The organism is Natrinema amylolyticum, assembly GCF_020515625.1.
GTDB classification, from domain to species: Archaea; Halobacteriota; Halobacteria; order Halobacteriales; family Natrialbaceae; genus Natrinema; species Natrinema amylolyticum.
Genome location: NZ_JAIWPJ010000001.1, coordinates 343,667 through 364,488, shown reverse-complemented (window position 1 = coordinate 364,488; position 20,822 = coordinate 343,667). Strand labels below are relative to the sequence as shown.

Genomic DNA, 20,822 nt, shown 5'->3' with positions numbered 1-20,822 from the left:
TGACATTTGCTGGCGCTGAACGGTTCACCGTCGATCGCCTCGAGCGCGCTGTGCCGTGTCGATTCCGTCACTCGATTGTGCGAGTCACGCCGATTTCACTCCCGGAGCCTCCGGCTCAGCGAGAGACGGTGAAACGGGGGCCGTCCTCAGGCCAGCGGGAGGATCGTCGAAACCAGGAGGGTACTCAGCAGTTCGACGAGCCCGATGAGGACGGTCGCGACCGTCCACGTCTTGAGCGTCTCGGCCTGCGTGAGACCGCCGATCTCCGTGATGATCCAGAACCCGCTGTCGTGTACCACGAACAGAACGACGCGCCCGCACCGATGGCCATGACGAGATACGCGACGGTGACCTCGAGACCGCTCGCTAGTGGGACCGTGATGCCTGCGGTGGTAACGATCGCAACTCTCGAGCGACGAAGACTCCCACGGCGATCAACCATGCCGTCACGAGGAGTCCGAACTACCGCATGAGGGGTGGGAACAGCCGAACCAGTTACACAGATCTCGGCCCGGACATTCTGCCGACCGGAAAGGTCGGAACGGCAAGAATTATGAGCGGACGCGACGACGTCTACGTGTATGGCAGACCAGCGGCTGAACTACGTGAGCGGCGAGTGGACCGAATCGCACACCGGTGAAACGTTCGAGACGACCGATCCCGCGAGCCCCGAGGAGGTCATCGCGACCTATCCGGAGTCCGACGCCGAGGACACCGAGCGAGCGATCGAAGCAGCACGCGACGCGAGCGACGAGTGGGGATCGACCCCCGGTCCCGAGCGCGGCCGGATCCTCGCGAAGACCGGCTCGCTCCTCGACGAGCGCAAGGACGAACTGACCGAACTCCTCGTCCGGGAAGAGGGCAAGACCCGGAGCGAGGCCGGCGGCGAGGTACAGCGGGCCATCGACATCTTCCATTACTACGGCTCGAAGGCCAGCGACATCGGCGGCACGGTCAAGAGCTCGAGCGCTCGAGACACGAACCTCTACACGAAAAACGAACCTCTCGGCGTCGCGGGCCTGATCACGCCGTGGAACTACCCCATCGCTATCCCGGCCTGGAAGATCGCCCCCGCGCTCGCCGCGGGCAACGCGGTCGTCATCAAGCCCGCCACGCTCGCGCCCGGCGTCGTCCACGAGATGGCGAGCGCGCTCGAGGAGGCCGGTCTGCCGGACGGCGTCATCAACGTCGTCACCGGGCCCGGCAGCGAGGTCGGCAGCACGATCGCCAGTCACGAGGGCGTCGACGCCGTCTCCTTCACCGGCAGCACGGCGGTCGGTAACACCGTCTACGACACCGCGACCGAGGACGGCAAGCGCGTCCAGCTCGAGATGGGCGGAAAGAACCCGACGGTCGTCAGCGACACGGCGGACGCCGAGGAGGCGGCCCAGATCGTCGCCGACGGCGCGTTCGGCGTGACCGGGCAGGCGTGTACGGCCGCCTCCCGCGCCATCGTTCACGAGGACGTCTACGACGAATTCGTCGACGCCGTCGTCGACCGCGCCGCCTCGATCGACCACGGTCACGGACTCGACGACCCCGGCATGGGGCCCCACGTCAGCGAGTCGGAACTCGAGAGCACGCTCGAGTACGTCGACATCGCTCAGGACGAGGGTGCGACCCTCGAGTTCGGCGGTGAGGCGCTCGACCGCGAGGGCTACTTCGTCGAGCCCGCGGTCTTCTCGGACGTCGACCCCGAGATGCGCATCGCTCGGGAGGAAGTCTTCGGACCGGTGCTCGCGATCATCCCCGTCAGCGACTACGACGAGGCGCTCCGCGTCGCCAACGACGTTGACTACGGACTCTCCGCCAGCGTCGTCACCGACGATCACAGCGAAGCGAACCGCTTCGTCGACGAGATCGAAGCCGGCGTCGTGAAGATCAACGAGAAGACCACCGGTCTCGAACTCCACGTCCCCTTCGGCGGCATGAAGGACTCCTCGAGCGAGACCTACCGCGAGCAGGGCGACGCCGGGCTGGACTTCTACAGCATCAGCAAGACGGTCTACGACAACTACTGACGACGAAGTCGTCCCCGTCTCGATGGGGAGTGGAAGCAATGCTATTTTTCGATGACGATGGTCCGTTCGCCGTCGGGCGCTGGGTGTCGGACGACGGGAGACGAGGGAATCGGACTGCATTCACGCCGGGAGAGCGAACGATCCGCCGGAGGGGCTTGCAGACGGCCGATACCGTCGACCGACGCACTCCGCGTTCGGCGAGCGCGGGACTTCGTTATCTAATGCCGAACAAAATGTGGAATGACAGCACGGTATCCCGTATTGTGTTACAGACGTAGCTGTGTAATCTCGAACCGGAGCTCGGAAACGAACCCGCTAGAACACGTGTACGTTCCGATCGAAATTCGCAGTTCTCTGCCCGGGACCGTGTATGCGGCGAGCTGCCGGCTGTGAGCGAACCGAATCACTATCGTTCAGCAATCACGCACGGACGTATCGGTGATACGAGACTGCGAAAACGAGTCATCATCTCGAAATCGACCGACTGTCGTCTGGCGTTCCTTCCGAGCGTCGCAGTGTAGACCACATCCGGCGTCTGTCGTGAACTTCCGTTCTTCATAGATGAACGCTTGATTCGCAGCGGAAATCGCTCCTTCGCCGGCGGGGAACGCGGTTTCAGCGGGCCGTCACGGTGGATCGGTGTGACGAGGTCGAGCGTGACGCACCGTCACCGTGACCGTCCGCTCGAGGAGGACGACGGAATGAGGGGTCGATTCGTAGGCGCACCGGGGCCGGGCGGCGGTCGACCCCTGCCATCGTCAGCCACTGTCATCGGTCGTTTTTTATCAGATCGGGGAATAGACGAGAGCATGCTCGATTGGATCGATAACTACGAGGAGCGAACCTGGCAGACGACCGAGAGCGGCACCGTCAGATACGCCCTACTGGGCCTGGGCTGGTGGACGATCGACGTCGCGCTGCCGGCGATCGAATCGTCGGAACTGGGCGAGGTGACGACGCTCGTCAGCAGTTCGACGGAGAAAGCGACGCGGCTCGCCGACGAGAACGACGTGGCGCGCGGGATCAGTTACGACGAGTTCCACGACGGCGAAGCGAGCGACGAGTACGACGCTGTCTACGTCGGAACGCCGAACGCCTACCACCTCGAGTATGTCGAGACCGCGGCCGACCTGGACAAGGCCGTCCTCTGTGAGAAGCCGATGGAAGCGACCGTCGAGCGCGCCGAAGCGATGGTCGAGGCCTGCGAAGCCGCGGACGTCCCGCTGATGATCGCCTACCGCATGCAGACCGATCCCGCGGTCCGGCGAGCCCGCGAGCTGATCGCGGACGGGTTCCTCGGCGAGCCGGTCTCGGTCTACGGCCACAACAGTCAGCCGCTCCTCGAGATGATCCCCGATCCGGACCAGTGGCGACTCGATCCTGATCTGAGCGGCTACGGGACCTCGGTGATGGATCTGGGGATCTACTCGATCAACACGACGCGATTCCTGCTCGGGCGCGACCCGGTCAGCGTCCACTCCGAGATGGCCTCGAGCCACGAAGCCTTCGCGGAGATGCCCGACGAGCGCGCCTCGTCGCTGCTGGTCTTCGAGGACGACGTCCAGATGATCTCGACCTCGAGCCAGAACGCTCACGAGGATACGCACCTCAAGATCACGGGGACGGCGGGGCAGATCGAACTGCGACCGGCGTTCCACGGGGAGTGTTCGCTCCACCTCTCGCGCGGTGATCTCTCGATCACGATCGAGCACGATAGCTTCGACGCCGAACGCGAGATGGAAGAGGAGTTCGACTACTTCGCCGACCGCCTCCTCGGTGACGAGGAGATCTATCCCGACGGCCGACACGGCCTGCAGGACATGCGCATCATCGAGACCCTCCACGAGTCCGCCGAGCGGGGCGAGCCGCTCGACCTCTAGCGGTTCGCGGTCCCGCTCAGTCCTCGTCGTCCTGTGCGTCCACCGTCGCCACGGCCGCGAGGTTCACGATATCCTTGACCTCGTCACCTCGCTGGAGGACGTGGACCGGCTCGTCCATCCCGACCAGCATCGGACCGATGGCGTCCGCACCGCCCAGCCGCTGGAGCAGCTTGTAGCCGATGTTCCCGGCCTCGAGGTTCGGGAACACGAGCACGTTCGCCGGCTTCTCCAGATCGCTGAACTCGTAGGTACCGGTCAGCATCTCCTCGAGGACGGCGGTGTCGGCCTGCATCTCGCCGTCGACGGGGAACTCGACGTCGGGGTCCCCGCGGAGGCGGCGGGCCGCCTCGCGAGGCTTTCGGGTCCCCTCGTTGTCGACGCTGCCGAAGTCCGAGTACGAGAGCAGGGCGGCGCGGGGCTCGACGTCGAACCGGCGAGCCAGGTCGGCGGTGTGACGAGTCACTTCCTCGAGGACGTCCTCGCCGGGGGCCTGATTGACCGTCGCGTCGGCGACGAAGATAACGCGGTTCTTGAACGTCAGCATGTAGACACCGGCCGCGTAGTCGGCGTCGTCCGCCGTGCCGATCACCTGCAGGGGCGGCCGGAGCGCCGACGGATAGTGGTTCGTCAACCCGGTGAGCATCGCATCGGCGTCGCCGCGGTCGACCATGACGCTGCCGAAGTAGTTGGTGTCGTCGCGGATCATCGATTCGGCCTCGCGGCGGGTGACGCCGTTTCGCTTTCGGCGCTCGTAGAGGTGCTCGGCGTACCCCTCGTAGTCGCCGCTCTCGGGATCGACGACGGCCGGATCGAGTTCCAGGCCGAGGTTCGCGACAGTACTGCGGATCTCGTCTTCGTCGCCGATCAGGATCGGCTTCGCGATTCCTCGTTCGACCATCTGGGACGCCGCTCGCACGATCGTCTCGTCGGTTCCCTCGGCAAGTGCGATCCGCTTGGGATCGGATTTTGCCTTGTTGAGGACGACCCGCATCATCTCCCGGGACTTGCCCAGACGCGCCTCGAGCCGTTCGACGTACTCGTCGATATCGGGCTCGACGCGGGCCGCGCCCGACTCGATTGCCGCCCGCGCGACTGCCGGTGCGAGTTCGAAGAGGACGCGGGCGTCGAGGGGCTTCGGAATGATGTAGTCGGGCCCGAACTGCAGCGGTTGATCGCCGTAGGCTTTGACCACGGAATCGGGCACGTCCTGTTTGGCGAGATCGGCCAACGCGTGGGCGGCGGCGACCTTCATCTCCTCGTTAATCTCGGTCGCGCGCACGTCGAGCGCGCCGCGGAAAATGAACGGGAATCCGAGGACGTTGTTGACCTGATTGGGGTAATCCGATCGGCCGGTGGCCATGATGACCGTGTCGTCGCGGGCTTGTTTGGCTTCCTCGTACCCGATCTCCGGATCGGGGTTCGCCATCGCGAAGATAATCGGATCGTCGGCCATAGACTGTACCATTTCCTGGCTGACGATGCCGCCGGCCGAGAGGCCGACGAAGACGTCTGCACCCGCCATCGCGTCCGCGAGGTCGTCCCCGGGATGGTCTCGAGCGAACTGGCGGCTGTACTCGTCTAAGTCGCCGGATTCGGCCCGCTCGGTCGTCAGGATACCGTCGATATCGACCATCGTGATGTTCTCCCGGCGGACGCCTAGCGAGACGTAGAACTTGGCCGTCGCGACCGCAGCCGCGCCCGCGCCGGCAAACGTGACTTGGAGATCCGCGAGGTCTTTGCCGGAGATCTCGACGGCGTTGAGCAGGGCGGCACCGCTGATGATGGCGGTACCGTGCTGGTCGTCGTGGAACACCGGGATCGACAGGCGCTCGCGAAGTCGTTCTTCGATCTCGAAACAGTCCGGAGCCGCAATGTCCTCTAAGTTGATCCCGCCGAAGGTCGGCTCCATCGCGGCGATCGACTCGACGAACGCGTCCGGATCGTCGAGGTCGAGTTCGATATCGAAGACGTCGATATCCGCGAAGCGCTTGAACAGGACGCCTTTCCCCTCCATAACGGGTTTGGAGGCCTGTGCACCGATGTCGCCGAGGCCGAGCACGGCCGAGCCGTTCGAAACGACGCCGACGAGGTTCCCCTTCGTCGTGTACTGGTAGGCCTCGCCCGCGTCCGCGTCGATCTCTCGACACGGCGCGGCGACGCCCGGCGAGTACGCGAGCGAGAGGTCCCGTTGCGTGTTCGTCGGCTTCGTGGTCGCGATTTCGATCTTTCCCGGCGGGTCGGTCCTGTGATACTCGAGCGCGTCTTCGTCCATTGGTGTAGTCGTGTGTCTCCGGCGGACCGACAAAAGTGTACGGCTGTACGCGGTCATCTGCACTAACCGGAACAGACGTCCGACGGAAAGCCGATTAGTCCGCGGAGTGGCGTGGAACGTGGTCACAGTCGAGACACTGCCACGATCGCCCGTCGAAAGTGAGATCGCCTTCGCAATTTGGACACCGATACGGTCGTACGACTAGCTGCTGGCGAGCCGTCATTGTCACCCCTTTAACGGAATCGGTCTTAAACCTTCCCCCGTAGTCGCGGCTCCCGTCAGTGGCTGAGAACCCTGCCCGTTACCTAATGAGAAACGGCGCGTGTTCGATCGACGATTGTGTCGACGGACACTGCGAGCCGAGGACGACGTCCGTGTCGGCTCCACTACCCATCCTCCGCGGAATCGGGCGACTCGCTGATCGAGAGTATGCTTCGAACGAGACCGACAGATGGTTCAGTAATAGTGAACGTGACCGGAACGCGACTGCTCTCGATTTACAGACATAGCTCTGTAACCGGTCGTCTCGTCGACCGTAGGGATCGATCTCTCTTCGTCGCGTTCCGCACCGTTCCGTCACTAACCCGACGAGAGTACAAACGGAGAGTCCCCATTCGAGTCGCTAGTTCGACCGGAGGTGTTCCCAGTTCGGTCGTATTGAACGGCTCTCTTCCGTCTCCGACAGGGATCTGACCGAGACCGATATCGAGACGATCTGACAGTCGATGGCTCTCGACTTCTGGCGATATACTTACACTATCGAGTCGGTATTCCGGTCGATCGGAGTACTCGAACCGACACTGGTCTCGCTCGAGCGTCCCGGGAGCAATCACAACACTTGTACGATAGGAATCACTGACATCCGGTATGACAGACGATTCGAGCGGCGGCCGACGAACGAAGGTCGAGCGAGTGATGGACCGGTACGACCTCGAGGAGTGGGGAGAACGTCTGGAGGCCGAGTGGGTCGGTGACGGGACGGAGCGGACGAGTCTCCGCGATCTCGCGACCGAGTTCAATCAGGCCGTGCTCCGGGCGGCCGTACGCGAGGCGGGCTCGTCCGTCCTCGATACGGACATCGACTCGCTCTATCGCACGCTGACGGACGACGACGTGTCGCGATCCGACGCGGTTCGGAAACGGCGCGAACTCGAGCGCTCGGGCGTCGATATCGACGACGTCCGCTCCGACTTCGTCACGCACCAGACGATCTATACGTATCTCACGAACGTCCGCGACGCCTCCCTCCCGGAGGAAGACCCCGAGGATCGCATCGAACGGAAGAAAGAGACCGTCCAGCGCCTCGCCGGCCGCACACAGGTTATCACGGAATCGACGCTCGAGGAACTCGGGAACGCCGGCGAGATCACGGATCGGGAGTACGAAGTGTTCGTCGACGTTCGAACGATTTGCGGGAACTGCGGCGCTGACTATCCGATCGCCGAACTGCTCGATCAGGGCGGCTGTGATTGCGAGACTGCCGACGCCGAGTAAACCGCCCCTCGGGAAATCAACCGCAACCAAATAGCATTTAGTCCAGCGGCGAGAAGAACAGATTATGTCATCTCCAGAGTCAGTCGCCTCATCGATCACCGTCGCGGCGGAGAACATCGGGGGCATCGACAGTACCGAGGTACTGCTCGAGCCCGGCGTGAACGTCCTGACCGGTCGGAACGCGACGAACCGGACGTCGTTCCTCCAGACGATCATGGCGGCGCTGGGCAGTCGACGATCGTCGCTGAAAGGCGACGCGGACACCGGGCACGTCGAACTGGCGTTCGACGATGAACAGTACACGCGATATCTCGAGCGGCGCAACGGCGAGGTCGTCTTCGACGGCGACCCGTACCTCGACGATCCGGAACTCGCCGATCTGTTCGCCTTCCTGCTCGAGTCCAACGAGGCTCGCCGCGCCGTCAGACGGGGCGACGATCTCCGCGAGCTCATCATGCAGCCGATCGATACCGACGAGATCGAAGCGGAGATCAGCCAGCTCGAGACCGAAAAGCGCGACCTCGACGACCGACTCGAGGAGCTCTCCCGGCTCGATAGCGAACTCCCGGAGCTCGAATCGGACCGCGTCGCGCTCGAGGACGAGATCGAGACCACGACCGAACGGATCGAGGAGCTCGAGGCCGAACTCGACGCGTTCGATCTCGACGTCGAGGCGAGCCGCGAGCGAAAGGAAGAGATCGAGTCGGCGTTCGCCGACCTGCAGGAAGCGCGAACCGAACTCGAGTCCGTCGAGTACGACCTCGAGACCGAGCGGGAGAGCCACGCCGAACTCGAACGGGAGCGCGACGAACTCGAGGGCGAACTCGAGGCGTTCGACGAGGAGGATGAGTCGCCGGACCGACTCGAGGGGCGAATCCAGGAGCTTCGCAATCGGAAGCGATCGCTCGACACGACGGTCAGCGAACTGCAGAGCGTGATCCGATTCAACGAGGAGCGACTCGCCGACGACGGGCTCGAGCTCGATCTCGACCTCGACGAGTCCGAGGGGACGTCCGAGGCGGACGACGGCGATATCACCGAACAGCTGCTTGCGGACTCGGACGAGGTCGTCTGTTGGACCTGTGGCTCTCAGGTCGACCGCGACCGGATCGAATCGACGCTCGATCGGTTGCGCTCGCTCCGCCAGCGAAAGCTCTCCGAACGGAGCGACCTCCAGGAGCAGATCGACGACCTCTCCGACCGACAGAAGGAACTTCGGGACCGACGTCGGAAACGCGGGGAGGTCGAAACGCGGCTCGAGGCGATCGAAGACGAACTCGAGCGGCGCTCCCAGCGCATCGAGGAGCTCGAGGCCGACCTCGAGGACCAGCAGGCGCGGGTCGACGACCTCGAAGATGACGCCGAGACGTTCGAAAACGCCGAGTACGGCGAGGTCATCGAGACCCACCGCGAACTGAACCGGCTCGAACTCGAACTCGAGGACCTCGAAGACGAACGCGACGAGGTCGAGGCCCGAATCGAGGAGATCGAGGCGAAGATCGACGAGCGCAGCGCCCTCGAGGAGCGCCGCGAGACGGTCGAGGAGGAGTTGACCGATCTCAGAACGCGCGTCGATCGGATCGAAGCGAACGCCGTCGACGCGTTCAACGACCACATGGAGTCGATCCTCTCGATCCTGGAGTATCGAAACATCGATCGCATCTGGATCGAACGCCGCGAGACGACGGTCCGAGAGGGGCGACGGAAGGTCACGCGGACCGCGTTCGATCTCCACATCGTCCGGACGACCGAGGACGGCCGGACCTACGAGGACACCGTCGACCACCTCTCGGAGAGCGAACGCGAAGTCACGGGGCTGGTCTTCGCCCTCGCGGGGTATCTGGTCCACGACGTCCACGAGACCGTCCCGTTCATGCTGCTCGACTCGCTCGAGGCGATCGATTCGAACCGGATCGCCGACCTCGTGGAGTACTTCGAGGAGTACGTCGACTGTCTCGTCGTCGCCCTGCTTCGCGAGGACGCCGAGCCGCTGGCGGACTCGTACACGTACGTCGAGGAGATTTAAGCCGGCGTCCACCGGGTTCCGCTTCGATGCAGTCTCTCTTCGCGATCCTCGGTGAGTGGTGGTGAGTCGGTCGCGTATAGGAGATCGACCGGGTTCCGTCTTTGTCTGTCTATCAGATAGGTCGAAGCTCTAGTCTAAATATCTATGTATGCAGTGCTGAAGACTCTCCTCAACCGTTCTGCCGCTCAGAGAGAGCACGAATACCGACAAGGCGGGCACGGTAGACGACGTACAAGACACCGAATCGAATTCCGACGAACGTCTCGAGCAGGCGGGCTCGTCCGACGGAGGAGTTACGGATTCGAGGACGACAGACGATACGGAGACTGCCCGAAACATCGCGTATCCGGTCGAGAGCCGCGGCGTGATCGAACGATGGCTGCGGAGACGAGACGAATATCTGTAAAGTCTGTATTTCGAATATACCGCATCCATGAGATAGTCACGGAACAGGAAGGTAGATGGTCTCTATCCGAGCGAGATCGGTTCGGGGGTCCCGCTCGCTCACGCGCGACGATGGGACGCGTCCCGCGTCTCGGGACGGCGACGACGGAACTCGAGTCGAGTCGCCGCCGGCGGCGTCATCACCGACCGTCGACGAGCGTACCGTTGCATGTGCAGTTGTAAGCTACAATATCGCCGCTGTCGTGTTTCCCGTGTGAACTGTTCCACGATACCACGGCCGCGGCCGCTCGAGACGGGACGGCCCGGGACTGTCGAGTCAGCGGACCGCCGGCGACCGATCGCTCGCTCGTTCGACCGACGCGGTCCGTCGAGGTACCGATGAGCGACCGGTCGTCGGAGACGATACCGATCGAATCACGGGGCGGCGAGAGCGCTCGACCTCGCTCCGAGTCGGGACGCTCGAGCGGTCGCGGCAGACGGCTGGCCACCGCGGCCGTCGGAGGGATGCTCGTCGTCGCCGGTCTCAGACGGCGATCGCTCGGCGGTGCGGCGATGGCGATCGGCGGCGGGTGGCTCGTCGTTCGCGGCGTCAGCGGACGCCGCCCGCTCCGAGACCGGGCGACGGAGATGACGGGTGAACCGGACGAATCCGCGACCGGAGCCGCCGGTGGGCCGGTGACGGTCGAACGATCCGTCACGGTCGGTGCGCCCGCGGACGAGCTCGCGGCGTACTGGCGCGACCCCGAGCGACTAACGCGGATCATGGGCCCCGTCGCCGAGGTGACCGGTGCCGGCGAGGATCGCCACCACTGGGAGGTTCAGACGCCCCGCGGACCCAATTTGACCTGGGAGACGGAGCTTACGGACGGCGAGTCCGAACCGGATCTACGTTGGGAGACGCTCGAGGGAGCGATGATCGCCAACGAGGGCAGCGTCCGGTTCCGGCCGGCACCGGGCGATCGAGGCACGCAGGTAACGCTTCGGTGGCGGTTCGACCCGCCGGGTGGCACCATCGGTACCGCGCTGCTCGAGCGACTGGGGATCGTTCCCGAAACGATCGCCGAGAAGGTACTCAATCGGTTCAAGAGCCTCGCCGAGACCGGCGAGATTCCGACCTTAGAAGAGAATCCGTCCGCACGCGGGAGCGGCGACCTGCTCTGATCGAACTCGGTTCCGAGACAGCGGCTCAATCACCCGGTGTGGACTCGGGCCGATAGCCGCGACTGATGACCTTCCAGTGGCCGGCGGCGAACCGGTAGTACGTGACGACGGCGGGAACGAGCGTCTCGAGGATCAGCGCCGCGTAGAGCGCGCCGATTCCCAGCGGCGTGACGGCCTCGAGGGGACCGACGGGGATCGAGACGGCCCCGAGAGCGGCCACGGGAAGCGCGAAGACGTAGAGTCCGAGCACCTGTCCGTAGAACGGCCAGCGGGTGTCGCCGCTCGCGCGGAGCGGACCGGTCGCACCGCCGCTGATGCCGCGGAAGACGACGCTCACGCAGGCGACGACGATGAAGGTGGTCACCAGCGGCAGGATCGACGGATCGTCGACGAAGAGCCGCCCGACCCGTTCGGCGAAGAGGAGGACGACGACCGCGCTGAAGAGATACACGACGGTTCCGAACCGGAGGACTTCCCGGCCGTACGTGTCGGCGTCACCCTCGTCGCCGGTCCCGAGTTCCTGCCCGACGAGACTGCTCGAGGCCAGCGAGAAGCCCCAGCCCGGCGTGTCCATCAGATCTCGGACGCGGCGCGCGACGACGTAAGCGGCCACCACGTTCGGCCCGAACAGCGCGACGATGGCGAGCATCGGGAACTGCGCGCCTCGTCGGGCGACGTTCGTAAACACCAGCGGCGTCCCGATGTCGATCACGTTTCGGACGTCCTGGAGGGTCGTATACGGCTGCGAGAGGTCGATCGTCACGGGGAACTCCCCGATCAGGGGGAGCCGACCGACGGTGAACCCGGTGACGAACGCCGCCAGGACGAGGACGTTCGCCAGGACCGTCCCGATCGCCGCGCCGACGACGCCCCACTCGAGGACGAACAGGAGGACGGCGTTGACGGCGACGTTGACGACTGCGCCGCCGGCCCGGAGCGTCATCGGCGTCCACGCGTCGTCGGCACCGACGAGCGTCCGGCTGGCGATCAAGTTCACGGCGGCGAAGGGCACGCCGAGGGCGAGGACGCGGAGATAGTCCGCCCCGTAGGCGATCGACGCCGCGTCGTTTCCGACGAGTCCGATCAGTCGCTCGGGAACGGTCCAGTAGAGGACCGCGAGGGGAACGGTGATCGCGACGACGACGAGCGCGCTGGTCGTCACCGCCAGCGACAGCTTCTCGGTCGCCCGTGCGCCGTAGCGCTGCGAGACGAGACTGATCGTCGCGCCGGCGATTCCGCCCCCGACGGCGAACGCGATCGACCAGAACGGGGTCGCGAAGCCGACGCCGGCGATCGCCGCGGGTCCCAACGCGATCCCGACCATCGCTACGTCCGCCGCGGACTTCGACATCCGGGCGATGCCGGTGACGATCCGCGGCCAGGCGAGATCGGTCGTCCGCTCGACGCGCCGCTGGTCGACCATCCCCGACCGCGCGAGCAGGGACCCGATCGAGAGCAGGAGCCAGCGGAGCGGATTCGGCACTCGAGAAGCCACGCTCGATCGTTCGGGTCTCAGCGCTAAAACGCTTTATACCTCAGCGATACGTCATGGTCGATCACGCGGTATGGGGCCGCTTCGATAGTATATGGCACCGAATGGCTCACTCATATATGTGATTCAATACGAGCGGAGGACAGTACCGGCGACTGAAACGGAACCCGCCGGTAGGCCAGATAGTGCGTGTCCCTGCGGCCGCGTCCGCTCGAGCACGAGCGGTCCCGAGGCGAGTTCGACCGATCGAGCGGCGTCGTCTGGCGGTGGATACGCCTCGAGAGAGTCGGGCGAGCGGGAGCGGACCGGCCGGCCCGTTGTCGGCGGAGACGCCCACGCGGATGCAGGCAGCACTGCCTTATCTCGGACTCGCTCACCAGCCAGTATGTGTGCAACGTTTTCGCCGGACGATATCGACAAAACGGTCGAGAACGCGAACGGTGAGGTGATCGGCACCGTCGCGGAAATCGAAGGCGACACCGCTCACGTCGAGCCACGTTCCGGCGTCGTGGATTCGATCAGGGTCGCCCTCGGCTGGAAACGGGCCGCCGGGGATACCGTCGTAATTCGTGAAGACGCAGTCGAAACGATTTCGGACGACGTGATTCGGCTCGAGTCGAAGCCCGAGGAGCCGGAGACGACGCATACCGATATCGACGACGACAGCCGAGGCTCCGAGGGTGGGAAACCGAACGCGACGGGAACCGATGAACCGACGCCCGGGACCGAAGTCGAATCCGACGATACCGAGACGGCCGAACCCGACGTCATCGTAGAGCGAGGTCCGGACCCCGACGAGGCGGACGGGACCGAACCCTCGGAGCCGGTTACGGAGGACGATCGAACCGCACCGGCTGATCCCGTCGAAGAGATGGGCGGCGCTGACGAACTGCATCCGGCCGACGAGAGCGACGATGCCGACGAACGGGAGGGAGCGGCGGACGTCCATCCGGCGGCGAGTACCGGCGACGCTGACGCCGCCACTGAATCCGACGTGCCGGTCGCGGACGACCCGCTCGAGGCCGAGGAGCGAAGCGAGTTCGACGCACCGAGCGCGGCCGACGAGATCGTCGATACCGACGCGCGGGACGGGCTCGAGGAGACCAGAGCGATCGACGAGACGGCATCGGCCGACGAGACGGCATCGACTGACGAGACGGCATCGACTGACGAGACGGCATCGACTGACGAGACGGCATCGACTGACGAGTCGGACGCGACGGAAACGGACGAACCCGTGGGAACGAGCGCGGCCGGTGAGAGCACCGTCATCGGCGGATCGAACGACGCTGACGACTCCTCGGAACCGTCAGAAACCGGCCGAGCGGAGCGAACGGGAGCCGCATCTTCGGACAGCGCCGGTGCGGACGGAGTCCCCGACGAGGCCGCGTCGACCGTGGATATGGCGGCCGAACGGGGCGCGACCGACGGGGCCCGGTCGACCGAAAGCGACGCTGCTTCGGGAGAGGCGGCGGACGAGAGCGGGTCGGCACCGGCGACAGAGTCCGCGGACACGGACGCGAACGCGAACAAGATCGATCGAAGCGTCGAGAGCGACTCCTTCGAAGACGTCAGCGACGGGTTGGACGACGCCGACGAGCGGCCGACAGAGGAGATGGATCTCGCGGACGAACTGGACACCGGAATCGATATCGAGTCGACCGAGGCGGCCGCCGACTCCGGGGGGTCCGCGGACGCCCCAGAAACGACCGCCGGAGAGAGGGATCTCGCCGAGGAACTCGACCAGGGATCCGATCTCGAGTCGGTCGCGGAGAGCGACGACAGTGCCGGACTCGAGGCGACTGCGGACTCGAAGCCGTCCGAAGAGACGGATCTGGTCGACGAATTGGATCGGGGACCGGACATCGAGCCGGTCGCCGATGTCGACCGCGAGACGGGTCCCGATATCGATCCCGAGACCATCAGTGGGGAGCAGACTCGAACTGAGGCCAGCGTCGAGACGGCCGACCGGCGAATCGTCACCGAGGACGACTCCGATATCGATCACCGGCCGGCCGAGACGGCCGGTGAGCAGGATCGTGCGCCACTCGAGGACCTCGAGAGCGAACCCGAAGAGAGCGAATCCGAAGGAACGGCGTCAGACGAGCCCGCAAATGACGATCGGAGCCGATCCGCCACTCCGCTGTCGGCCATGCTCGCCGCCCAACGAGCGGCACTGGAGCCGGGCAGACAGGCCGTCGAACTCCAGCAGCGACTCGCTCGAAACGCCGTCTCTGAAGGGGTGGCACTGCAGCGCCAGCAGTTGCGACTCGCCGAGACGGTCGCCAGCGCCCCCTTCGAACTCGCCGCCGCGATGATGGGTTCGAGAAAGAGCCCGTCTCGGGGCCGGCTCGAGGAATCGCATGCGGGACCGGATCGGCCCGACGAGCGAGTCGCTCGGGACCGGACGGCGGCCCTCCTCGAGCGACACGTCGAACGGCTCGAGGAACTGCACCGGCAGTTAGCGGCCGATCCCGACGCCACGCACCGGCGACTCGAACTCGTCGACGGACTCGATTCGATGTACCGCCAGCGGCTCGTCGACGCGGGGATCGACTCGCTCGACGACCTCGCACGAGCCGACAGCGAGACGGTCGCCGACGCGGCCGAGGTCACCGAGAAGCGAGCGGCGAGCTGGATCGAGCAGGCCGATACGTGACGCGTTCAGCGTTTAAACGGGCTGTTCGGTTCGTTTCCGGGGCGAGCACGAACACGTAGTGCCAGATCGATTATCGCTGCGACCCCTCACAGATTTATTGTCCTCGAGAGCATCGCTTACGGGAACACGGTGCAGTACTCCACGTGATGACCAGCGACGATCGATACAAACTGTTCGGCGTCTACGTCTCGGCGTCGGTCGCCGACGCGCTCGAAACGTACCTGTACGAGGAAGCCGGCGTCGTCGACTACGAGGACTATTTCGATCCGTCCGAATCCGGCGTCCCCGTCGGCGATCCCGGTGCTGACGCGACCGATCGGCTCGTCTCGGACGTCGTCGCGGATTTCGCGACCCTGTACGACGAGGCGGACTTCGAGGCCGCTCGAGCGGTCGACGCCGACGCGTTCGTGCTCGCCCACCTCGCCGCCGAGCCACAGACGGTGACGCGCGCTCGCGAACGCTTCCAGGCCGCCGCCACGATTCGGGAGACGGACAGTCGAACGGTCCACACCGCGATCCTGTCGGCCTACCTCGAGAGCGAAACCGGGCTCGAGAATCGATAAGCGATCGCCGGTCGACGAAGCGACGCGACTCGTTCTCGACGAGCGGCCTCGGAGACGGCTCTCTCCAGCCGCCGAAACCGTCGGTCAGGCCTCCCGCAGATCGACGATGCTCACCCAGTGGTCGGCGTACTCGGCCTCGTGATCGCTGGCGTCCCTGTTCGCGTCAGCCCAGTCGGTGTGCTCGCTCTCGAGGTCGCAGCTGTCGCATCGCAGCTGGTATGCCATGAGTCGATATACCACTCGTATCGGTTTAAGCTTCACCGCTACTCTCTCCGAGAGAGACGGATCTCGTTTGCAGTGATGCCGGATCCTCCGAACACGAGACCCCTCTGAAATAGTTTGAAGTCAGAGGGGTACCTCATTTCACCCAATAGATTATATTTGAAGTAACGTTCCGGTCTCTCCGCTTCTCGTCTCGAAACCGGACTGCGTCAACGGTGCAGTCTGTGGCTGGTTTGCCCTCTCGAGAGAAACACGGCATCGTCGAGATTATCTCTCTCGATGAGTTCCCGAAGGATCCGTTCTGTCAGACTGTTTCTGTCGTCGAATGCAGCTTGTTACGGTGAATTGTGTTTCTTTCCCTCTCAACAACAGCGGAGAGCCGGTAGCGGTGTTCGTCACTTCGAACGCCCGTCTCGTCGAACGAACCGTGATTCGGGGTACGACAACCGTCGGCTGGGCCTCGGATGTGTGGACCCAATCGCGGACCGCTTTTCGACTGCGTTCGATATCAAACCTCTCGAGTCCTCGAATAGTTTTTGAAAATGGTACTAGTTCGAGCTGGAGTCGGATTTCCACGTCCATCACCCGGCGCGTGTCCGCTCTGGCTCCATCCTACCCGAATCGATCCAGTCGCTACGATCACTGAGACGTGTGATTTCTGCTGTAGACGACTGAAATCACAGTCCTCTCACTCACTGATACCCGTGACTTGACAGGGTGTACGCGCTGAAACACACGTCCCAGTCCAACTGGATGACCGCGTTGAGATCTGGTGTGAACGCAGCCTCGAGGCCCGAGGAAACGCGCAATCCGAATATCGCTCCGGGAAGTCACCCCCTCGTAGCGACCGCTATCGGACGAACGAATTCCAACGAATCGGTACCCTCGAGCGATCGTATCCGCCTTCAGTGTGACGTGAGGCCGACGCCGTCAGCCAGCAACTCGTGAGAGCGGAGCGCGTCGTCGTGGTCAGCGACGACGTGCTGGATCATCACCTCGTCGACACCGACGCGCTCGGAGAGTTGCGTCAACAGGCCTGCGAGCGTTTCCGGACTCCCGGAGATCGCACGCGGCCACTCGTCTGCCTCGAGCGTCGCGGGCGTCGGCTGCGGGACGCCACCGAGTTCGTCGATGGCTTCCTCGACTGACAGTGACGTGCCGACCTCCCCGCGTTGCATCCGCTTGAACGACGCCTCAGCCACTGCTCGGAGCCGTGCCGCCGCTTCGTTGGTCTCGGCGCAGACCGCGTTCACCGCAATCAACCCCTGCGGGTCGTCGATACCGTCGCCCAACCGCGACGACTGGAAGTGCTCGCGATACGCCTCGAACGCACGCGTAGCGAGTTGCGGCCGAATGAACGCCGCGAAACAGTATCGCAGGCCCAACTCGCCCGCGATAGCCGCGCTCGAAGGGCTCGAACCGAGCACCCACGGTACGGGTTCGGCTTCGCCGGAGTGCGGAATCTCGAGGTCGCTGTAAGCGTGTCCGTCTGGATAGTCGTCGTAGAGGTGATTGATCACGGCCTCGATCTTCTCGGCGTGGTCGTCGTCGGGATTCTGAACGCGTCGGTCCGTCCCGAGGGCGCGGTCGGCGGCCGGTGATCCGTTCGCACGCCCGAGACCCGCGTCGATGCGGCCCGGAGCGAGCGCGTCCAGCGCGCCGAACTGTTCGGCGACCTTGAACGGACTGTAGTGGTTGAGCAACACTGCACCCGATCCGAGGCGGATCGAGTCGGTCTCGGCGGCGAGGTGCCCGAGCAATACTTCGGGCGTCGTGCCCGCGATGGTACTCGCCATTCCGTGGTGTTCGGCTACCCAGAATCGCGAGTAGCCGAGTCGCTCGGCCTGCTGTGCGGCCTCGACGGTGTTCGCGTAGGCATCGGTCGCGGTGCCGTCGTCGGGAACCGGAGAGAGGTCAACGGCAGAGAGTTCCATATCCGGTCTCGGAGAGTACGAAGGATAACGGTTCGGTTACCAGAAGGTCTGTGCTTTCACCGGAATCCGTCACTCCGCAGTACTCTTGCAGAAATCATGCGTATCTCTGCCACAGTTATCGGGCTGCGGTGCGCTTGCCAGTTCGACTGGCCTCGCCCGGCGAACGCACGTTCACAGCTACAGATCAAATAGCAGCCGTTGCTGGTCTCTCTTCCGGCAGCAACCGTTGTCTCTCCCGGTAACAGCGACTGCGACGATTCGCCATATGGAGAAAGTATATCTGTCGCAATCCCTTCTGATCCGGTACTGAATCGAGTTCTATGAGTAACAATACAGACGGTGACTACTCTCCCGAAGACGCCTCGGACGCTGCCCCCGACGGGGACGACCGCGCCGAGCAGTCCGAGCGGCAGGGAGATCAGTCGCTCGAGGAGGTCGGTGACCGTCGCAACGACGTCGACGATCCGATCGACGACTTCGAACCGTCGTCCGACAACGAGGACGACGATATCGAGACGGTCAACGATCTCGGCAGCACAGTCGAGGTGGATCCGGGCGTCGAAATCGACGAGGAGATCGCCGAGGACGATCTGCTGGGCGGTCTAAAGATCGATTCGACCGAGGAAATCGAAGTCCCGGACCGACTCGTCGACCAGGTCATCGGCCAGGACGAAGCCCGAGATATCATCATCAAGGCGGCCAAGCAGCGCCGGCACGTCATGATGATCGGCTCGCCGGGGACCGGTAAGTCGATGCTGGCCAAGGCGATGAGTCAGCTACTTCCCCAGGAGGATCTCCAGGACGTTTTAGTCTACCACAATCCGGACGACGACAACGAGCCGAAAGTACGGACCGTTCCCGCCGGAAAGGGCGACCAGATCGTCGATGCGCACAAGGAGGAAGCCGACAAGCGCAACCGACGGCGCTCGATCCTGATGTGGGTCATCATCGCGGTCGTCATCGGGTACGCCGTTATCGCGGGCCCCCTCCTGCTCGGCCTCCTCGCGGCGGGGGTCATCTGGCTGATCTTTCGAAACATCGGTCAGGGGGCAGATGCGATGGTGCCCAACTTGCTCGTCAACAACGGCGAACAGCGCGTCGCGCCCTTCGAGGACGCGACCGGTGCCCACGCCGGCGCACTGCTGGGCGACGTCCGTCACGACCCCTTCCAGTCCGGCGGCATGGGGACCCCGAGTCACGAACGAGTCGAACCCGGCTCCATCCACCAGTCCAACAAGGGCGTGTTGTTCCTCGACGAGATCAACACGCTCGATATTCAGACTCAGCAGAAGCTGATGACGGCCATTCAGGAGGGCGAGTTCTCCATCACGGGCCAGTCCGAGCGCTCCTCGGGCGCGATGGTCCAGACCGAACCCGTCCCCTGTGACTTCATCATGGTCGCCGCTGGGAACCTCGACGCCATGGAGAACATGCACCCCGCGCTCCGCAATCGGATCAAGGGCTACGGGTACGAGGTCTACATGGACGACACCATCGATGACACCCCCGAAATGCGGCGCAAGTACGCCCGCTTCATCGCCCAAGAGGTCGAACGCGACGGCCGCCTGCCACACTTCACTGACGACGCCGTCGAGGAAGTCCTCCTCGAGGCCAAGCGCCGGTCGGGCCGGAAGAACCACCTCACGCTGCACTTCCGGACCCTCGGTGGCCTGGTCCGCGTCGCGGGCGACATCGCTCGCGCCGAGGATCGTGAGTACACTACCCGCGACGACGTCCTCCGAGCGAAGGATCGCTCGCGGTCGATCGAGCAACAGCTCGCCGACGACTACATCGAGCGCCGCAAGGACTACGAACTGCAGGTCAACGACGGCGGCGTCGAGGGCCGCGTCAACGGCCTCGCCGTCATGGGCGAGGACTCCGGGATCATGCTCCCCGTCATGGCTGAAATCGCCCCCACACAGGGCGGTGGGCGAGTGATCGCCACCGGGAAGCTTCAGGAGATGGCCGAGGAGTCGGTCCAGAACGTCTCCGCGATCATCAAGAACTTCTCCGACGTCGACCTCTCGGAGAAGGACATCCACATCCAGTTCGTTCAGGCCGGCGAAGGCGGCGTCGACGGCGACTCCGCCTCCATCACCGTGGCGACCGCTGTCATCAGCGCACTGGAAAACATCCCGGTCGATCAGTCGGTCGCGATGACCGGCTCCCTCTCCGTACGGGGCGACGTGCTTCCGGTCGGCGGGGTCACCCACAAGATCGAAGCCGCCGCGAAGGCCGGCTGTACGAAGGTCATCATCCCCGAAGCGAACGAACAGGACGTGATGATCGAAGACGAGTACGAAGAGATGATCGAGATCATCCCCTGCTCGAACATCAGCGAGGTCCTAGACGTCGCCCTGATAGGCGAACCAAAGAAGGACTCGCTGATCGATCGGCTCAGGTCGATCACGGGGACGACGTTCGACCAGAACACCGTCGGCTCCGCCGGCAGCTCGAACCCGAGTCTCCAGTAACTGACTCGGCGGCGCCGTTCGCTCCGCTATTGAACTGTTCTCTGGACGAATCGAGACGAGCGAACTACCGGACCAAGCGGTGGGAACCACCATCACGAGGCCCATCGGGAGAACGGGTCGATGAGGTCCCATCGCGGTCGAATCGCGACGATCCGATCGACGCGGAATCTTCTTATACTAGCAAGTACATGGCGCAAAAAGGAAGGCATTCTGTCACAT

12 protein-coding genes and 1 pseudogene are annotated in these 20,822 nt (G+C 64.2%); 8 read left to right on the top strand and 5 right to left on the bottom strand.

Annotation, left to right across the window (positions count from 1 at the left end; genetic code table 11):
* Nucleotides 1-146 precede the first annotated feature (146 nt).
* Nucleotides 147-459: pseudogene (locus LDH66_RS01840) on the bottom strand (GntT/GntP/DsdX family permease); the annotation flags it as partial.
* Nucleotides 460-581: 122 nt separating this feature from the next.
* Here LDH66_RS01840 and xacF point away from each other — a divergent pair.
* Complete coding sequence (gene xacF, locus LDH66_RS01835; protein ID WP_226479380.1) at nt 582-2,021, top strand: 2,5-dioxovalerate dehydrogenase; 1,440 nt, start codon at nt 582-584, stop codon at nt 2,019-2,021.
* Nucleotides 2,022-2,830: 809 nt separating this feature from the next.
* On the top strand, nt 2,831-3,901 hold the full coding sequence (gene gfo6 / locus LDH66_RS01830; RefSeq protein ID WP_226479379.1) for a D-xylose 1-dehydrogenase Gfo6: 1,071 nt from the start codon (nt 2,831-2,833) through the stop codon (nt 3,899-3,901).
* A gap of 16 nt (nt 3,902-3,917) precedes the next feature.
* Here the strand turns inward: gfo6 and LDH66_RS01825 are convergent, their stop codons facing one another.
* Nucleotides 3,918-6,173, bottom strand: coding sequence for an NADP-dependent malic enzyme (locus LDH66_RS01825; RefSeq protein WP_226479378.1), 2,256 nt, complete (start codon nt 6,171-6,173; stop codon nt 3,918-3,920).
* Between the two features lie 867 nt (nt 6,174-7,040).
* On the opposite strand from LDH66_RS01825, the gene rdfA reads away from it, so the two are divergent.
* The 3 genes from rdfA (at nt 7,041) to LDH66_RS01810 (ending at nt 11,259) form a co-directional block, all read left to right on the top strand.
* Entirely contained in the window at nt 7,041-7,667 is a 627-nt protein-coding gene (gene rdfA, locus LDH66_RS01820; protein WP_226479377.1) for a rod-determining factor RdfA, read from the top strand.
* 64 nt (nt 7,668-7,731) lie between these two features.
* Nucleotides 7,732-9,693, top strand: a complete 1,962-nt coding sequence (locus LDH66_RS01815; protein ID WP_226479376.1) for an archaea-specific SMC-related protein — start codon at nt 7,732-7,734, stop codon at nt 9,691-9,693.
* A gap of 783 nt (nt 9,694-10,476) precedes the next feature.
* Nucleotides 10,477-11,259 (top strand): SRPBCC family protein, encoded by a 783-nt coding sequence (locus tag LDH66_RS01810; RefSeq protein ID WP_226479375.1) that lies wholly within the window; start codon nt 10,477-10,479, stop codon nt 11,257-11,259.
* 25 nt (nt 11,260-11,284) lie between these two features.
* Here the strand turns inward: LDH66_RS01810 and LDH66_RS01805 are convergent, their stop codons facing one another.
* The gene (locus tag LDH66_RS01805; protein ID WP_226480933.1) at nt 11,285-12,742 is read right to left on the bottom strand and encodes an MATE family efflux transporter; all 1,458 of its coding nucleotides are present in this window, start codon (nt 12,740-12,742) and stop codon (nt 11,285-11,287) included.
* Between the two features lie 394 nt (nt 12,743-13,136).
* On the opposite strand from LDH66_RS01805, the gene LDH66_RS01800 reads away from it, so the two are divergent.
* The gene (locus LDH66_RS01800; RefSeq protein WP_226479374.1) at nt 13,137-15,410 is read left to right on the top strand and encodes a helix-hairpin-helix domain-containing protein; all 2,274 of its coding nucleotides are present in this window, start codon (nt 13,137-13,139) and stop codon (nt 15,408-15,410) included.
* 146 nt (nt 15,411-15,556) lie between these two features.
* Complete coding sequence (locus LDH66_RS01795) at nt 15,557-15,973, top strand: hypothetical protein (protein WP_226479373.1); 417 nt, start codon at nt 15,557-15,559, stop codon at nt 15,971-15,973.
* An 84-nt stretch (nt 15,974-16,057) separates the two neighbouring features.
* Here LDH66_RS01795 and LDH66_RS01790 read toward each other — a convergent pair whose 3' ends face one another.
* Both LDH66_RS01790 and LDH66_RS01785 read right to left on the bottom strand, forming a co-directional pair.
* A complete protein-coding gene (locus LDH66_RS01790; RefSeq protein WP_226479372.1) occupies nt 16,058-16,198 on the bottom strand; it encodes a hypothetical protein in 141 nt (46 codons plus the stop codon).
* A 902-nt stretch (nt 16,199-17,100) separates the two neighbouring features.
* The gene (locus LDH66_RS01785) at nt 17,101-18,129 is read right to left on the bottom strand and encodes an LLM class flavin-dependent oxidoreductase (protein WP_226479371.1); all 1,029 of its coding nucleotides are present in this window, start codon (nt 18,127-18,129) and stop codon (nt 17,101-17,103) included.
* 320 nt (nt 18,130-18,449) lie between these two features.
* Here LDH66_RS01785 and lonB point away from each other — a divergent pair, with 320 nt between their 5' ends.
* Nucleotides 18,450-20,603 (top strand): ATP-dependent protease LonB, encoded by a 2,154-nt coding sequence (lonB, locus tag LDH66_RS01780; RefSeq protein WP_226479370.1) that lies wholly within the window; start codon nt 18,450-18,452, stop codon nt 20,601-20,603.
* The last annotated feature ends 219 nt before the right edge of the window (nt 20,604-20,822 follow it).

What these genes read in the sequence shown, in the direction of transcription:
- xacF (WP_226479380.1), top strand. Translation starts at nt 582, where the DNA reads ATGGCAGACCAGCGGCTGAACTACGTGAGCGGCGAGTGGACCGAATCG.
- gfo6 (WP_226479379.1), top strand. Translation starts at nt 2,831, where the DNA reads ATGCTCGATTGGATCGATAACTACGAGGAGCGAACCTGGCAGACGACC.
- LDH66_RS01825 (WP_226479378.1), bottom strand. Translation starts at nt 6,173, where the DNA reads ATGGACGAAGACGCGCTCGAGTATCACAGGACCGACCCGCCGGGAAAG.
- rdfA (WP_226479377.1), top strand. Translation starts at nt 7,041, where the DNA reads ATGACAGACGATTCGAGCGGCGGCCGACGAACGAAGGTCGAGCGAGTG.
- LDH66_RS01815 (WP_226479376.1), top strand. Translation starts at nt 7,732, where the DNA reads ATGTCATCTCCAGAGTCAGTCGCCTCATCGATCACCGTCGCGGCGGAG.
- LDH66_RS01810 (WP_226479375.1), top strand. Translation starts at nt 10,477, where the DNA reads ATGAGCGACCGGTCGTCGGAGACGATACCGATCGAATCACGGGGCGGC.
- LDH66_RS01800 (WP_226479374.1), top strand. Translation starts at nt 13,137, where the DNA reads ATGTGTGCAACGTTTTCGCCGGACGATATCGACAAAACGGTCGAGAAC.
- LDH66_RS01795 (WP_226479373.1), top strand. Translation starts at nt 15,557, where the DNA reads ATGACCAGCGACGATCGATACAAACTGTTCGGCGTCTACGTCTCGGCG.
- LDH66_RS01790 (WP_226479372.1), bottom strand. Translation starts at nt 16,198, where the DNA reads ATGGCATACCAGCTGCGATGCGACAGCTGCGACCTCGAGAGCGAGCAC.
- LDH66_RS01785 (WP_226479371.1), bottom strand. Translation starts at nt 18,129, where the DNA reads ATGGAACTCTCTGCCGTTGACCTCTCTCCGGTTCCCGACGACGGCACC.
- lonB (WP_226479370.1), top strand. Translation starts at nt 18,450, where the DNA reads ATGAGTAACAATACAGACGGTGACTACTCTCCCGAAGACGCCTCGGAC.